The sequence below is a fragment of the Actinocrispum sp. NPDC049592 genome (assembly GCF_040675465.1).
Taxonomy (GTDB): domain Bacteria; phylum Actinomycetota; class Actinomycetes; order Mycobacteriales; family Pseudonocardiaceae; genus Kibdelosporangium.
The window spans coordinates 17,728-34,006 of sequence record NZ_JBFAPA010000029.1; the positions used below are offsets into that span (position 1 = coordinate 17,728).

At 68.3% G+C, this 16,279-nt stretch carries 10 protein-coding genes; 4 read left to right on the plus strand and 6 right to left on the minus strand.

The annotated features are described in order from the left end of the window. Window positions 1-96: 96 nt before the first annotated feature. The gene (locus tag AB0J95_RS48410) at window positions 97-327 is read right to left on the minus strand and encodes a hypothetical protein (RefSeq protein WP_364773257.1); all 231 of its coding nucleotides are present in this window, start codon (window positions 325-327) and stop codon (window positions 97-99) included. Window positions 328-468: 141 nt separating this feature from the next. On the opposite strand from AB0J95_RS48410, the gene AB0J95_RS48415 reads away from it, so the two are divergent. Further along, window positions 469-2,271, plus strand: a complete 1,803-nt coding sequence (locus AB0J95_RS48415; protein ID WP_364773258.1) for a helix-turn-helix domain-containing protein — start codon at window positions 469-471, stop codon at window positions 2,269-2,271. A gap of 6 nt (window positions 2,272-2,277) precedes the next feature. Here AB0J95_RS48415 and AB0J95_RS48420 read toward each other — a convergent pair whose 3' ends face one another. Genes AB0J95_RS48420 through AB0J95_RS48435 form a run of 4 tightly spaced genes read right to left on the minus strand, consistent with a single transcriptional unit; the run spans window position 2,278 to window position 6,642 of the window. Then, entirely contained in the window at window positions 2,278-2,811 is a 534-nt protein-coding gene (locus AB0J95_RS48420; RefSeq protein WP_364773259.1) for a hypothetical protein, read from the minus strand. Continuing rightward, window positions 2,808-4,415 carry a VWA domain-containing protein gene (locus tag AB0J95_RS48425; protein ID WP_364773260.1) on the minus strand — a complete coding sequence of 536 codons (1,608 nt, stop codon included), beginning with the start codon at window positions 4,413-4,415 and terminating at the stop codon, window positions 2,808-2,810. Before AB0J95_RS48425 ends, AB0J95_RS48420 begins: the two co-directional genes overlap by 4 nt. After that, window positions 4,412-5,569 carry a toxic anion resistance protein gene (locus AB0J95_RS48430; protein WP_364773261.1) on the minus strand — a complete coding sequence of 386 codons (1,158 nt, stop codon included), beginning with the start codon at window positions 5,567-5,569 and terminating at the stop codon, window positions 4,412-4,414. The genes AB0J95_RS48425 and AB0J95_RS48430 overlap by 4 nt, the downstream gene beginning before the upstream one ends. Next, window positions 5,566-6,642 carry a hypothetical protein gene (locus tag AB0J95_RS48435; protein ID WP_364773262.1) on the minus strand — a complete coding sequence of 359 codons (1,077 nt, stop codon included), beginning with the start codon at window positions 6,640-6,642 and terminating at the stop codon, window positions 5,566-5,568. The genes AB0J95_RS48430 and AB0J95_RS48435 overlap by 4 nt, the downstream gene beginning before the upstream one ends. Window positions 6,643-6,907: 265 nt before the next feature. Here AB0J95_RS48435 and AB0J95_RS48440 point away from each other — a divergent pair, with 265 nt between their 5' ends. After that, a complete protein-coding gene (locus AB0J95_RS48440; RefSeq protein WP_364773263.1) occupies window positions 6,908-7,435 on the plus strand; it encodes a hypothetical protein in 528 nt (175 codons plus the stop codon). Here the strand turns inward: AB0J95_RS48440 and AB0J95_RS48445 are convergent, their stop codons facing one another. Beyond that, window positions 7,436-8,716 carry a DUF6298 domain-containing protein gene (locus AB0J95_RS48445; RefSeq protein ID WP_364773265.1) on the minus strand — a complete coding sequence of 427 codons (1,281 nt, stop codon included), beginning with the start codon at window positions 8,714-8,716 and terminating at the stop codon, window positions 7,436-7,438. A gap of 239 nt (window positions 8,717-8,955) precedes the next feature. Between AB0J95_RS48445 and AB0J95_RS48450 the strand changes: the two genes are divergently transcribed. Both AB0J95_RS48450 and AB0J95_RS48455 read left to right on the plus strand, forming a co-directional pair. After that, a complete protein-coding gene (locus tag AB0J95_RS48450; protein WP_364773267.1) occupies window positions 8,956-10,809 on the plus strand; it encodes a S8 family serine peptidase in 1,854 nt (617 codons plus the stop codon). A 220-nt stretch (window positions 10,810-11,029) separates the two neighbouring features. Continuing rightward, on the plus strand, window positions 11,030-16,267 hold the full coding sequence (locus AB0J95_RS48455; protein WP_364773268.1) for an ExeM/NucH family extracellular endonuclease: 5,238 nt from the start codon (window positions 11,030-11,032) through the stop codon (window positions 16,265-16,267). Window positions 16,268-16,279 lie beyond the last annotated feature (12 nt).

Consider the following 16,279-nt stretch of genomic DNA (forward strand, 5'->3'; position numbering starts at 1 on the left):
CCCTCGGCTCCCGCCAAGGGAGGACGTCGATCCCTTACCCGTCGGTTTCCGATTACAGCTGCGTTGGGATTGGGCGCGGGTCTCAATATGAGACAGTCAGGACTCGTCGAGCATCGTTTCGCGCAGCTGTGCGAGGTGCTCCTTGATGTTCTGTGACTGGCGGATGTCGCCTTCGGCGCGGGGTTCGATGCCCAGCGCCCTGAGCAAGGCCGCGGCCGGTTCACCTGGATGGCCGTTGTCGCCGAGAGTGGGGTGCAGCCCCTGGTCGGCGAGATGGCGGAACACGACGTTGACGACGGTCCACGGGTTGTACGTTTCCTCGGCCATCACCTCATGACACGCCTGTTCGGCGCGGGTGGCTGTCTCAATTTGAGACACATGGCGGCGGCCCCCGGGCTTACTCTGTGTCCTGAGGCGCACCCGCTCCCGGTGACCGAGGGTGTTCATCGCGCGGGTATGGAGGTCCACGTGGAAGAGACACGGCTGGCGCGGCGACCGCCGACCGCACGGCCAGTGCCGGCGGACGAGCATGGGCTTGCCCGTACCCGGGTCCGGTTCCTCACCTCGGAGCCGGTGAAGCCCGAGGAGGTACGGGACTCGATCCTGGCCTCCTGGCGCAGATCCCAGCACAGCAGCGTGCCCGCGGACCGGATCAACCTGCCGTACGTCACCGACACGGACCTCGACACGCCGCTGATCCGCGCCGCCGAGCCGGTGCTCGCCCGGCTCGGCGAGCAGCTCGACGGGCAGCCGATCAGCCTCATCCTGACCGACCGGAACGGGGTCGTGCTCACCCAGCGCACCGGCGACCCGGACCTGCACCGGCACCTGCAGGCCGTGGAGCTGGCGCCCGGTTTCAGCTATGGCGAGCAGTTCGTCGGGACCAACGGAATCGGTACAGCGCTGGAAGACGGCCGGCCGACGCACGTGTTCGGGCATGAGCACTACGCGGAGAACCTGGAGAACCTCGCCTGCGCCGGCGTGCCGATCCACGACCCGATCGCCGGCAAGACCATCGGCGCGGTCGACCTCACCTGCTGGCGCAAGGACGCGGGCCAGCTGTTGGTGGCGCTCGCGCGCACGACCGCCGAACAGATCCGCCAGGCGTTGCTGGGCAACAGCGATGTGCGCGAGCTGGCGTTGTTCCAGGCGTACCTAAGGGCCTGTCGTCGGACGACCGGCATTCTGCTGGCGTTCAACGACGACGTCGTGATGATGAACGACCGGGCGCGGCGGTTGCTGGATCCCGCGGACCAGTCCGTGTTGCTGGGGCACGCTTCCCAGGCACTGGCCGACGGGCGGATGTCGGCGACGGTGGCGTTGCCGACCGGCAGCAAGGTGCGGATGCAGTGCCGGGCCGTTCCCGGGCCGCGCGGCGAGGACGTCGCGGGCAGCGTCGTGCGGGTGAAGCTGATCGAGTCCGAGGACGAGGACATCGCGGCGGCAGTGTCCACCTTGCCGATGTTCCTGCCGGGTGTTGTTGGTTCCGCGCCTATCTGGCTGCGGTGCTGTCATGAGGTCGACGCCGGTTATGGGCGCGGTGAATGGCTCGCTTTGGCGGGGGAGAAGGGCGTTGGGAAGTTCACCCTGGCGCGGTGTGTGCACCAACGGCGGAACCCCACTGGGCGGGTGCATTCCCTCGACGTCGAACATGGCATCGACGCGGCCGATGTCCGGCGTGAACTGATCGACGATCCCGTTGACACCCTTGTGATTCGCCACGTCGACCAGTTGACGCCGGACGGGCGGCGGGATCTGATCGACGTTCTCGAGGAGGTTCTCAAGGCGCCCAAACCGCCTTGGGTGGCGGTCACTTTGACGTCGGACACCGAGGATCTCGGCGAGCTGATGGCCTTGTTCCCGCGGACCGTGCACATCCCGCCGCTACGCAGGCACGTTGAGGACCTCAGCGAGCTGGTTCCGTTGCTGCTGAGCAAGTTGAGCGCGCAGCTGACGTGTTCGCCCGCGGCCATGCACCTGCTCATGCGCGCCTCGTGGCCGGGGAATGTGCCGCAGCTGCGCCAGGTTCTGAAAACAGTCGCTCAACGCCGCCGTGTTGGGGCGATCCAGCCCAGCGATCTCCCGGCCGAGTACCGAGCGGTGGCGCGGCGGCCGTTGAACCGCTTGGAGTCACTGGAACGCGACGCCATCGTGCACAGCCTCGAGGACACCGACGGCAACAAGATCAAGGCGGCCCGCCTGCTGGGCATGTCCCGGGCGACGCTGTACCGCAAGATCCACGAGTACGGCATCGTGACGCCGACTCGATAGTCCCGGCTATTCGCCGCGTTCGCGGAGGTAACGGGTGTGGTCGGCCTGGTTCTGCAGGTCGTTGGCGTAGAAGGCGGCCGCGATTCGGTGGGCCTCGGTTTCCAGGAGTTCCAGCTGGGTGAGCAGTTCCGTGGCGGCTCTTTGGTCGTGCTGGGGCAGGTTCTCGTAGCTCCGCAGGGACATTGGCAGGTCGGCGCGGGTCAGCCTGGTGACCCGGTGCAGGAGGTCGGCGCTGGCCGCCAGCTGGGTCGGGCGGTCGAGCATGTCGGTCAGGATGGCGCGGATCCTGGCGACGTGATCCTGGGCTTGTGCCGGTAGCCGGTCCACAGTGGACGCGAAGAGTTCCTTGCGCAGTTCGGCGATGTCCTCGAGCGTCGTCTTGCGGATCCGGTCGGCTGGGGCGAGCAGGGCTCCGGCCGCGTACAGGCCGATCACCACGACGGGCCAGTAAGAACCGAGGAGACCGAACAGGTACAGCACGATGCCCAGCAGGCCGGCCGCCGAGCCGGCCAGGTTCTTGGTGGAGCCGAGGTATCTCATTGGTAGCCGCGGACCTCTTGGAAGACCTTCTGCAACGGGGTGCTCCGGGCGTCGAAGACCTTGCCGTTGGTCAGGGTCGCCACCCGGTTCATCTCGTCGGGGCTGCCCTCGCCGAACAACACGGTGAACACCGGGATGTGCCGCGCGGCTTCGGGCAGGCCGCGATAGGTGTCCTCGAAGGCCTCGATGGGCGAGCCGTTCTGGTTCTCGCCGTCGGTCATCAGCACGATCGAGGTGAACTTGTCCGCCGAGGCCTGGCCAAGGATCTGGTAGGCGCGGGTGAGACTGTCGTAGATCGCCGTGCCGCCGCTGGCGTTCAGTCCCTGGGCGAACGATTTGATCTTGTCCAGCTCGGCCTGAGCGCCGTTCTCCGGCACGGCGAACGTCTGCGGGGCGCCGGGTTTGCTGCTGAACGGCAACAGGGTCACTTCCTCACGGCTGCGGAAGCCACGGTATTTCCCGACGAGAGTGGTGTCCGCGCCGGTCAACGCGACAAGCGCCGTGCGCAGGGAGTCGATCCGGTCACCCTCCATCGAGCCGGACGTGTCGAGCACGTACAGCGTCCGCGAAGGGCGGCGGATCTTGTTGAAGTAGGCGGAAAGCAGGGCGTCGATCGGCTCGTGGCCGGCCGGGAACGGCAGTTCGATGAGGTCGCGCACGGCGAACTGCGACGACAACTGCACTCCGGGGACCGCAGGGCGCCGCCGGGTGGTCTCCATGATCTGCTTCTGCACATCGGGAGTTCGCAGGTAGTCGCTCAACCGCTGATGGGCTGATCGGGCGTCGTCATTGGCTTCGGTCAGCAGAGTCAACGGATAGTCAGCGGTGACAACACCATCGCTCGGATAGATCAACGACAACGGCTCGGGCAACGTTCCGGCCGCGTTCATCGAAAGCAGCACCGACTCGTAGTTGATCAGACCGTCGACCTTCTGCGCCGGATCGGCGGCCCGCTTCACGTACGCGTCCGACAACCAGCCCGACGAGCCCGCCGACAACGCCTGTGCGCTGAAGAACTTGGTGAGCGCGGGGGAGACCGCCGCGATCTGGTCCACGGTGATCGCGTTGCCGGAACCCGCCAGCGCAGACGCGACCCCGACCAGTGCGGAGAAGCCGGAGTTGGACGCCGATGGGTCGGTCATGCCGTAGCTGAAGGACTTGCTGCCGGCGGCTTCGGCGATCTGGCCCCAGCTGACCGGTTTTCCCGCCCAGCCAAGGCGTTGCGCGACGGATCGGGCCACGCCCATGACGACCGGCGACGACATGATCTTGACCTGGTTGCCGAGCTTCTTGTTCGCGTCCGGCAACGACTGCGGGTACCGGTTGGACGAGAACCACAGGGCGTCGTACTTGCCCGCGGCCGACCCGTTGGCCAGCGACTCGGCGCCCTCCAGCGTGCCGGTGAAGGTGAACTGGACCTTCACCCCGGTGGCCTCGGCGGCCTTGTCCAGGATCGGCTGCATGTCGGACAGTTCGCTGCCGGCCAGGATCCGCAGGGTGCCGGGCTTCGGCGGGCCCAGCGGCTGGGCCGGGTCGCTGTCCGGTGTGGACGAATCGCAGGCGGCAAGGGCAAGGCAGGCAACGAGAACGGCTAGCTTCTTCATCCGGCCCTCTCAGTCGCGTGGGAGCGGCGCAGGTAGTCCTCGGCGCGCCGCAGTTCGCCGGACAGCGACGACACGGTCAGCGCCATGTTGTGCACCGCGCTCGCCTTGAACTCGTCGATGGCGTCGATCGCCTGGAAGATCTGGTCGAACGAGGCCTGGATGGTCCGCACGCCGACCGCGGGGTCGCTGCCGGCCCGCCGGATGTCCTCGGACTGCAACGTGAGCAGCTCGGCGTTGGACCGGATGAGACCGTCCGTTGTGGACCTCAGCGCGTCGATCTCGTCCAGCACATCTCGTTGATGCGCCAGCGCGCCACTGATGACCAACGCGATCCGCAGGGCGGACACCGTGGTCGAGACGGCTCGTTCGACGCCTCGGATCAGCTCGTCGTTGTTCCGCCGCAACAGGTCCAGCGCGAGGTAGCCCTGGGCGGACACGGCCAGCTGGGTCAGGATGTCCTGCTGGCGCTGGCGGATCGGGTGCAGCACGTCACTGCGCAACGCCTTGGCCATCGCGGGGTCGGCCAGGTCGAGGATGTTCGCCTGGCGCTCCACCGCTTCGTCGACCGCGGCCGCGAACGCCGAGGACTCGGAGAGCTTGTTCATCGTCTGCCACAGGCGTTCCCGCTCGCCTTTGATGGCCGAGTTGTCGCGGTGCAACAGGTCCTGGCGCATCCGGAGGTGCACGACGAGCGCGTTCACCGGCTCGTTCGCGGCCTGGTAGCGGGCGAGGAGCTTCTTGGCCTCGTTGGCGACCGGGATGATCCGCAGCAGTTTCCGGCCGGTGATGGGCAGTTTCGACGGGTCAAGCTCGCGGACCGTCTTGCGTAACTCGGCCAGGCTCAGGGCGATCTCTTGCTGGGGCGAGGCTTTCTCGCCGCGCGCACCAGCCAACGCGGCGGATGACCTGTCCAGCAACGCTCCCGCGATGCTGGCGGCGATCCGCATGTCCGCTGCACCGACCGTGAGCACCTCGTCGAGCATGGTGGTGAAGTCGGGCGACCGCGGGTCCAGCGCGGTGAGGCGCCGGGTGAACTCGTCCGCCTTCGTGCCGATATCCGCCCGGACGTCCTCGGCGAGCGTGATCAGCCCGGCCGCGCGGTTCGCCGGGATCGGTTCGACCGGATCCGGTGGGGTGAGGGTGAAATCGCTCATCGGTACTGCTTCCCGATCGCGTCCAGCAGGCGTTCCAGCGTCTCGAACGTCGGCGGGTCCACCACGTCGACCAGGTCCGCGGGCACGGGCAGCTTGTGCTCGGCCACGACCTCGTTGAACGTGCGCGGGTCGTTGGTGCGGAACCCGAACGTGGCGGCCAGCTTGGCCAGCTCGGGATCGGTGGTGAGCAACTGTCCTATTTGGTCACCCTTGGGCGTCAACGGAACCAGCGTGTGCTTGGAGTACACGGTCGGTGACAGGTACAGCATCCGCATGTCCGGCCGGATCGAACCGTCGCCGCGGATCAGCCGGTCCAGGTACTGCGACTCGTAGATCAGCACCATCGGCGTCCTGCCCATCCCGGTGGCCAGGTAGTCGCCGAACGGGCCGTCCGTGCTGCCCTCGGTGTACCCTTGGTCCAGGAACAGCTTGGTCAGCTCCGGCAGCAACCGGTTCTCCGCGTCCTCTGTGGACACCACGTTGTTCCCGTTGGCCACGAACGACGTGATCGCCAGGTACATCGCGGCCGAGTTCGAGTCGCGCGGGTCGGTCGTGGTGACCAGGACGTTCTTGCGGGCCGGGAAAACGGTGTTTCCTGGCAGCTGGTCCCAGCGGACACCGGTTCTGGCCAGGTCCAGGTACTTTCCGACATCCAGCCCGCCCTGGCGGACGACACCGTTGGCGCTCAGCAGGTTCACGATCGGCTCGAACGTGGCCACCGCCATCGGTGACTGGAACGGCGTGTACGCCGTGGTGATCTTGCGGTCCCGCTGGATCTTCTGCGCAGCGGGTGAGCTGGACGGGAACACGAAGTCGTACTTGGCCAGGTCGACGGTGGTGGCGATCTGGCGCGACCCGGCCGAGTCGACCTCGACCCGCACCCCGTGCCGCGCGAACGCGTCCACCACCCGCCGGTCCCGGAAGAAGGCGACCTTCTCCGAGCCGATGACACCACGAACCTGTTGTGTCTCCCCAGATGCGGCGGGCGTGGAATCGTCCCGGTCGATCACGACCACCACAACCACCGCGATCAGTAACAGTACTGCTAAAGCGATTGACAGCCGCCGCTTCAACCTGCGGTCGCCTCCCCTTTCGTCGTCAACGACAGTCCACCATGGATGTGTCTCTGTTTGACGCGCGTCCGGGACAGCGGTTGGTGAACTGTTGGTGAACGTCAGACGGCCATTCGCCCGCCGTCCAGCGGAAGCGTCGCGCCGTGGATGTTCGACGCGAAATCGCTGGCCGGAAACACAACGGCGTTACCGACCCTGTGATGGTCGCGCGCTCGACACGGCCCTTGTCTGCCTCCGCATCTCGTGATGCCGGTACCGTCACGGCATGAGTCTTGAGCGCGTTCGCGAACTGCTGAGTCCACTGTGTCCAGCAGGCGACGACCCGGTCGCGCTGCTGGTGTCCGTCGATGCCGGTTCAGCCATCGCCGAACCGTTGCACCGCATGTTGTTCGCGGCCGACCAACGACTGTTCCCGGCCCCTCGCCATGGCGCCGGGCCGCTGCCCGAGACCCTCGACGACCTCGTGCGGATCTTGCGACCCGTTGAGCTGCCCCAAGATCGCCTGCTCGGGCTGCTGGTCGCGACCTGCACCCTCGACCTGGCCTACCACGTCCCGGTCGGCCCGTGGGACGCCCAGCAGGCCACGTCCGTCCTCACCGAGGTGATGAGTGCCCTGGGTCCGGACGCCACCTGGTGGAGCAACTGCGACTTCTCCCACGCCGAGAAATGGGACGACCGCGGCCTGCCCGACGCAGTCGCCTCAAACCCCCTCACCCACCACACCTTCAGCCACGCGTTCGTCGGCTCCGGCAACGACATCGTCGTGACGATCCTGGCCGTCGGCGAGGACTGATCAACGCTTGAGGTAGAGCACCGCGGGGCCGCGGAATGGCGCAGTCACGTGATCCCCGGTGATGTCGGCTGGCACGGTCTCGCCGGTGCGGGGTTCGAACCACTCGCCGGTCAGGCCGCGGGGGTCGATGTGGATGACGAAAGTGTTGCTGGGGCTGAAGAAGAGGTACTCGTCGGGGGCGGCGAGGCAGAACTTGGTGGAGCTGAGGCCGGGTTGGGGGGTGGCTTCGGCGAGGTTCATGCGGGTGGCGTATTTGCGGACGTAGCCGAGGTTGGCGCGGATGGCGATGGCGTTGGGGTCGTCGATGTCGCCGCCGATGCCGTAGGCGCCGTCGTAGGCGTCCATGTAGATGGGGTTCTCGCCGCGGGTGAACGACTTCCATGGCCACTCACGGTCACCGCACAGGCCACACAGATGGTCAGTATCTGACAGGACGACCTTGGCGCCGGAGGTCACCGGGGGGTTGTCGATGTCGCCGTTGGGGGAGATCCAGTCGGCGGGCGAGTCCCAGAGGTCCTGGTTGTCGCCGTCCGGGTAGGTCGAGGTCATGCCGACCGGGCGGGCCAGCCGATCGTGCGACTTGATGTACGAGATCATGTGGTACTGCCACTGCACTGAGTTCGGCGGCCCCTCGTTGGAGATCTCGAACAGCACGTTGTCGTCGTCCGCGAGGGTGTCGATCACCTTCTGGACGTACGCCTCCTGACGCGCGGTGACCGTGGGGCTCTGCAGGGTCTGGGTCTCCTCGCCGCTGCCGTTGCGGTTCGGGTCGCCGTTCACGCCGTTGATGTTGTTCGCCGCGTTGAACGGGTGCCCCTTCCAGGGGTTGTTGTGGTGCTGCTCGCCCTTGACCCCGGCGATGCTCCAGCCGTCGAACAACATCACCGACACGTACATCCCGCGCGCCGAAGCCTGCCGCACCCGGTCGCTGAGGCGGTCGAAGTAGGCCTGGTCGAATCGATCCAGATTGAACCGGGGCTTGCCGTCCAGCGCCGTCCCAGGCCCAGTCCGGGCATACGGCGACGGGGAGGTGAAGTAGTCGTCCGAGGAGATCTCGACCGAGTACCGCGCCTGCTCCCACACCCACAGCCGGAAGAAGTTGTGGTTGTTGCGCTGCAGCAGGTCCAGGTACGCCGAGTAGTCGAACGGCGAGGGCGGGTCGGCGAACCCGGTGTCCTGGAAGTTCTGCCAGGTGTGCGAGCCGGTCAGCAGCACCGGGTGGCCGTCCGGGGTGGCGAAGTACCGGCCCTGCGCCCGCAACGGGCCCAGAGGGGCGGTCACCGGGCCAGGACCAGGGAGAACGACGGGAGCCGTGGTTTCACCCACAAGCGTCACTCCGATCACAAGAAGCAGGGCGACGAGCGCCACACGGGCCATGGCGGCAAGGTATCCATCGCGAAGTTAAATCCGTGATCATCGACCGATCGAGGGATCGACTGGTCCCGCCTTATGGCCGTATCCGTAACGGATCACCCCTCTTAGAGTGACACCCGTTCAGGGGGTCTCAGAGGAGGGACAGAGTGGCGAAACGTATTCGTACGGCGCTTGCCGGCGTAGCCCTGCTGGCGTCGATGCTCACTGTCATGGCCGCGCCCGCCGCGTCGGCCGCGCCGGTGGATACCGGATCAAAGATCCCATCCCTGCTCAGACAGCAGGCGGACAAGATCGGCAAGTCGTTGGGCGCCGACCGCAGGCTCGCTCCCGCGCGGGCCGAGAGCCTGGCCGCGGACGTGCTGAGCATCGACCCGGCCGGCGGGATCGGCGTCCAGGTCTACGGCCTGGACCAGGTCGGCCAGACCGAGGAGAACCAGCTGCGTGCCCTGGGCGCGAAGGTGGGCACCAGCTCGTCCGGGTTCGCGGCCGTGCCGGACACCGACATGCCGGTGGCGGGCCTGGTCAGCGCGGTCGTGCCCTACGACAAACTGGACGCGGTGGCGGCCCTGCCGTGGGTGGCCACGCTGCGGCCGAGCCTGCGCCCGGCCGTCGACGTCGGCCCGAACGCGGCCGAGGGCCTCACGCTGCACAAGGCCGCCGAGGCCCAGCAGCGCGGCCTGACCGGCAAGGGCCAGAAGGTCGGCGCGATCTCCGGCGACGTCGACCACCTCGCCGAGTCGATCGCCCGCGGCGAGCTGCCCGCGGACGTCCAGGTGCTGCGCACCGCCGACTATGACGACGACGAGGGCACGGCGATGATGGAGATCGTCCACGACCTCGCGCCGGGCGCCAAGCTGGCCTATGCGTCCACTCGCGACACCACAGCGGACTATGTGGACGCGTTCCACATCCTCGCCAACGCGGGCGTCACGATGATCACCGAGGACATCGCGCTGGACGACGAGCCCGCGTTCCAGCAGGGCATCGGCGCCTCGACCGCGGAGGCCCTGGCCCGCAAGGGCATCTGGGTCAGCTCGTCCGCGGGCAACCTGGGCGGCCGGCACGCCCCACGCGTCCCGGCCGCCAGCACCGGCCGCACGCCGGACGACCAGGCGAGCTCGTTCACCAACTGCCCGGGCCCGTTGAACCACACCGTGAACCTGCGTGGCACGGACAACACCTACAACCTCAACCTGCTGCCCGGCGCGACGGTCATGCCGACGCTGCAGTGGAGCGAGCCGCGCGCGGTGTTCCCGACCGCGGGCCAGGGTGGCTTCACCGACCTCAACCTGTACCTGATCGACTCGACCGGCGCCTGCCTCGCGTCGAGCACGGCCAAGCAGGCCGACGGCGTCGGTGACACCATCGAGCAGTTCATCTACGAGAACACCTCGGGCGCGGCCCAGGCCGCGCGCCTGGTCGTCGACGTCGCCGGGACCTCGTCGGCCAAGTCGGTGCCCACGCTGGACCTGCGCTGGCGCGCGCTCTCGGCCGGGGTCCAGACCATCGACCCGCCCGACCGGGCCGGTTCGATGAACCCGGACTCCAACTACATCGGCTTCGCCACGAGCGCGGGCGCGGCCAACGCGAGCGTGTCGGTGGACCCGAACACCGTGCCGCTGGAGGCTTACAGCGCCGCCGGCCCGGTCCAGGTGCTCACCACCACGCAGTGCCCGCGCGGCAAGCCCGGTCCCTGCAAGGGTGTCGCGGGTCCGCGTGAGCGCAGTGCCGTCGCGCCAACGTGGACTGCGTCCGACGGTGTCCAGGTCAGTGGCGTTGGCCCGTTCGGGTCGGGCACCTGCCCGGCTACTACTCCTGGTACGTGCCGGTTCTTCGGAACCTCCGCGGCCACGCCGAGTGCGGCGGGCATCGCCGCGTTGACCCGTCAGGAGTTCGGTGGCAGGTGGGTGCATCCCGCGCTGCTGAACTTCATCCTGGCCTACCGTGCGGTCCACCGTGACGGCCCGGGCTGGGGCGCGGGAATCCTCAGCGCGATCTGACGCTCACCCCTCGTGAGTACTTTCGGTCGTTCTGGCGACCGAAAGTACTCACGAGGTTTCGGTTGGGCGAACGTTGCCCAAATGGCCCTTCCCGTTGCCCCTCCGGGAACCTAACGTCCACCAGGTTGCCGTGTCGTCTGTTCCCGCTGGAGTTGCTGTGCGTTTGTCCTTACGCAGACCGCTTGTCGGTGCTGTCGTTTCGTCGTTAGTCGTACCAGCCGTGGTACTGGCCGGCGCGGCACCCGCGCAGGCCGTCGGATTCAGCCCCGGAAACGTCGTTGTCGCGCGGGTGGGCACCGGGGACGCGACGTTGTCGAGCGCGGCGACACCGGTCTTTTTGGACGAATACACGCCCGATGGCACGCTTGTGCAGTCGATTCCGATGCCGACCTCGGCGTCCGGTTCGAACAAACGGCTCACCCTCAGCGGTTCCGCGACCTCCGAAGGGGCGCTCGCCCGCTCGGCGGACGGCCGGTACCTCACGCTCGGCGGGTATGACGCGGATCCCGGGCTGGCCAGTGTGGCCGGCACGACGACCGCCGCGACGAACCGAGTCGTGGCCCGTGTGGACGGTGCGGGCACGGTCGACACCTCGACCGCGATCACCGACGCCTTCAGCGGCAACAACATTCGTGGTGCGGTGACCGACGACGGCAGCCGGTTCTGGGCGGTCGGTGGTAACGGCGGAGTCCGGTTGGCCTCCCTCGGCTCCGGCACGACCACGGCGATCAACACGGCCGCGCCGACGAACATCCGCGCCGCGGCGGTCAGCGGCGGTCAGCTCTACATCTCCACCGGCAGCGGCACGACCGGCGTCTACTCGGTCGGCGCGGGCCTGCCGACGACCGGCGGTCAGACTCCCGCGCTCACCGCGGGTGTGCCCAGCCCGTACGGCTTTGTCTTCCTGGACAGCGATCCCGCGGTGCCTGGGGTTGACACCCTTTACGCCGCCGACGACTCCGGCAGCCCGGGCGGCGGCGTGCTCAAGTTCTCCTTCGACGGCACGGCTTGGACCGCTCGCGGCTCGTTCCGTCCGGCTGGCAGCGGCATCCGTGGCCTCACCGGTTCGGCCACCCCGTCGGGTGTGACGCTGTTCGCGACGACGACCGCGGCCACCAACGCACTGGTCAAGGTGGACGACACGGCCGCGTACAACGCCACGATCGCCGCCACCGCCACGACTCTGCGCACGGCGTCCGCCAACACGGTCATGCGCGGTGTCGCTTTCGCCCCGGCAGCAGCGACTTCCGCCCCGACGATCACCACCCAGCCGCAGGACAGCTCGGTCACCAGCGGTGGCACGGCCACCCTCACCGTGGTCGCCAACGGTACGGCTCCGTTGAGCTACCAGTGGTACACCGGCACCGCGGGTGACACGAGCAACCCGATCGCAGGCGCCACAGGGACTTCGTTCACCACCCCGGCGCTCAGCGCGACAACGTCTTACTGGGTCCGGGTAACCAATGCGGTTGGTCAAGCCGACAGTCGCACTGCGACAGTCACGGTGACGACCGGCGCCAACACCGCGCCGACGATCGGCCCGAAGCCGGTGCCGGAACTGGCGTTGACCGTGGGCGACCCGGACAACCCGCCCGCACTGCGCACAGTGGACATCGCCGACAACGAGACCTCGCCCAGCGGCTTGACGGTCTCGGTCACCAGCAGCAACGACGCGGTGGCCACCGGCGGTGAGACCGGCACGGGCGCGACCCGCACGCTGACCATCAACCCGGTCGGCGTCGGCCACGCGACGCTGACCGTCACGGTCTCCGACGGAAGCCTCAGCGACAGCACGACATTCGCGGTTTCCGTCTCGGCCGCGCTGCCCGCCGGAACGCACAACCACTACGGCGCAAGCGATGCGAGCACGGCGATCGACCTCGGCGACGGCGCCATGGTCGTGAGCGACGACGAGACCAACGTCCTGCGTGTGTACGACCGGGCGCATTCCCGTTACCCGGCCCAGTCGTTCGACGTCCGTGCCGCCGGTCTGGCGTTGCGGGACAGCGACGTGACGCGGGAGATCGACATCGAGGCGTCCGCCCGCAACGGCAACACGATCTACTGGTTCGGCTCGCAGGGGCAGAACTCGTCAGGAAAGACCCGCCTGAACCGGCAGGAACTGTTCACCACCACCGTGACCGGCACGGGCACGACGGCGACCCTGGCGCTGGGCGGCAGCTACCAGCTCCTGCGGGACGACCTCGTCGCGTGGGATCAGGCCAACGGCAACGCGTTGGGCCTGGCCGACGCCGCGACCAAGGCGCCCGAACCGGACGGCGTCAACATCGAGGGCGCGGAGTTCGCGCCGGACAACTCCACGCTGTACCTCGGTTTCCGTGGCCCGCTGACCAGTGACGGCAAGGCGATCGTCGTGCCGGTCACCAACATCGCGGCCCTGACCGCCGCCAACCCGACCACCGGCGTGTCGGCGGCCTTCGGTACCGCACTGCGCTGGGACCTCGGCGGGCGTGGGATCCGGGAGATCCGCAGGAACTCGGCCAACCAGTACCTGATCATCGCCGGTCCGCCCGGGGCGGGCACCGGCGCCGCGGGTGAGTTCAAGTTCTACTCGTGGGACGGCAACCCGGCCAACCAGCCGCTGCTGCGCGCCGGATCGCTGGACACCGTGGCGGTTGCGGGCAAGCCCGAGGCCATTGTGGACGTTCCGAACCCGCTGACGAACACCAGCCAGGTCCAGGTCGTCACCGACTCCGGCGACACGGTGTTCTACGGCGACGGCGCGGCGGCGAAGGACCTGCCCCTGCCGGAGCGCAAGTCGACCAGCGCTGTGGTCAGCGTCGGTGCCCCGCCTGCGTGCACCTCGCCCGTAGTCAGCATCGGTTCGGTGCAGGGCACCACGGACATCAGCCCGGTCGCCGGGCAGACGGTGTCGGTGCGCGGCACGGTCGTCGCCGACTACGAGGGCGCCCAGCCCGCGCTGCGCGGGTTCTACCTGCAGGACGGCGGTGACGGGAACGGGTCCACTTCGGACGGTATCTTCGTCTTCGACAACGGCGCCAACCTGGTGTCGAACGGCGATGTGGTCCAGGTGACCGGGCCGGTCTCGGAGTTCCAGGGCCAGACCCAGATCACCGCCTCGGCCAGCGGCGTCGAGTCCTGCGGCCGCCAGGCCACGGTGACGCCGACGGACGTGACGCTGCCGCGGGCCTCCGCGACGGATCTCGAGCCGTACGAGGGCATGCTGGTCCGGTTCAACCAGACGCTGACCGTGACCGAGCATTTCCAGCTCGGCCGGTTCGGTCAGGTGGAGGTGTCCAGCAACGGCCGGCTGCGGCAGCCGACCGCGGACATCCGCGCCACCGACCAGGCGGCGGTGCAGGCGGCGCAGAACGCCAACAACCTCAACCAGCTGATCATCGACGACGCCGACCAGAGCCAGAACCCGGACCCGATCGTGTTCGGCCGCGGCGGCCAGCCGTTGTCCGCCAGCAACACCCTGCGCGGCGGGGACACCGTCACCAAGCCGGTCGGCGTGCTGACCTACACCTGGGCCGGGAACGCGGCCAGCGGCAACGCCTACCGGCTTCGCCCGGTCGGTTCCCTTGGTGGCGCAGCGGTGTTCGACGCGGTCAACGAGCGGCCGGCCACCCGGCCCGACACCGGCACCGGCGGCCTGCACGTGGCCAGCGCCAACCTGTTGAACTTCTTCAACACGTTCAGCGGCTGCAGGTTCGGCACCCTCGGCGGCCCGGCCGACTGCCGTGGCGCGGAGAACACCACCGAGTACCAGCGCCAGCTGGCCAAGGAGGTCGCGTCGCTGCGGTTCATGAACGCGGACGTCATCGGCTACATGGAGATGGAGAACGACGGCTACGGTCCGGACAGCGCCGTTCAGGCCCTTGTGGACGCTCTGAACGCCGCCGACGGCCCGGGCACGTGGGCGTTCATCAACCCTGACGCGGCCACCGGTGTCACGGATGTCGCTGGCACGGACGCGATCAAGGCTGGCCTGCTCTACAAGACCGCTGTGGTGCAGCCGGTCGCGGGCAAGACCTTTGTGGACCAGAACCCGTTGTTCGAGCGGCGGCCGGTCGCCCAGACGTTCCAGGACGCCTCCGGCGCCCGGTTCACGGTGATCGCGAACCACTTCAAGTCCAAGGGTTCCTGCCCCACCTCGGGGCCGGACACCGACCAGGGCGACGGCCAGAGCTGCTGGAACGCGCACCGCACCGCGCAGGCCAACGAGCTGGCGAGCTGGGTCCAGTCCACTGTGGTCCCCGGCGCCGGTGACCCGGACGTGCTCATCGTCGGTGACCTGAACTCCTACGCCGGTGAGGACCCGATCGCCGCGCTGGAGGGCGCCGGATACACCAACCTGGTCAAGAAGTTCCACGGCCTGGACGCGTACTCGTACGTGTTCGACGGCCAGTGGGGCTACCTCGACTACGTCCTCGCGTCCGCCTCGCTCACCCCGCAGGTGACCGGCGCGGGCGACGCCCACCACAACGCCGACGAACCGTCGGTGCTGGACTACAACACCAACTTCAAGACTCCGGGCCAGGTCCAGTCGCTGTACGCGCCGGACCGGTTCCGCACCAGCGACCACGACCCGGTGCTGGCCGGCCTGAGCCTCGGCACCCCGGCGACGATCAGCGGCACCCCAGCCACGGGCAAGGTCGGTGCGCCGTACTCGTTCGACTACACGCTCGGCGGCAGCGCCCCGGTGTCCACTTCGGTCACCGGCACCCTGCCACCTGGGCTGGTGCTGAACGGCGCGAAGCTGGCCGGAACGCCGACGACCGCGGGTGACTTCACCTTCACGGTCAAGGCCACCAACGCCTTCGGCTCGGCCGAGATCACGTCGACCGTCCACATTGACGCGACCGAGACCACCACGGTGGTGACCTCATCGGCCAACCCGGCGATCGTGGGCGGCCCGGTTACGTTCACCGCCAAGGTGACCGGCGGCAGCCTCGGGGCCACCGGCGGCACGGTTCAGTTCACTGTGGACGGTAAGCCTCTCGACGGTCCCGTCACGGTGAACAACGGGACCGCGGTCAGCGGCCCGGCGAACCTCGACCTCGGCCAGCACGCGGTGACCGCGGCCTACTCGGGCAACGGTTCGTTCCTGGCCAGCAGCGGTTCGTTCACGCAGCTGGTGCAGTACGGCGTGAAGGTGATCAGCCCGGCCGCGGGTGGCAAGTACAATGCCGGCTCGATCGTGCCGGTCACCTTCCAGCTGGTCGACGCCAACGGCAAGCCGATCCCGCACCTCACCGCGCTCTTGCTGGTGTTGAGCGGGCAGGTCAAGGTCTCGGCCACGGGAGCGCAGTCGCTGCCTTCGTTCCCGGCGCTCTACGACCCGCTGTCGAGCAGGTTCACCTTGCCGTGGCTGACCAGTCCGCGCGGCAAGGGCGCCGTGATGGTGAAGATCACCGTCACCTACCCCGGCGCCCCCACCCAGGAAGTCACCATCCCCATCACCCTCACCTGACCAACCCGCGTG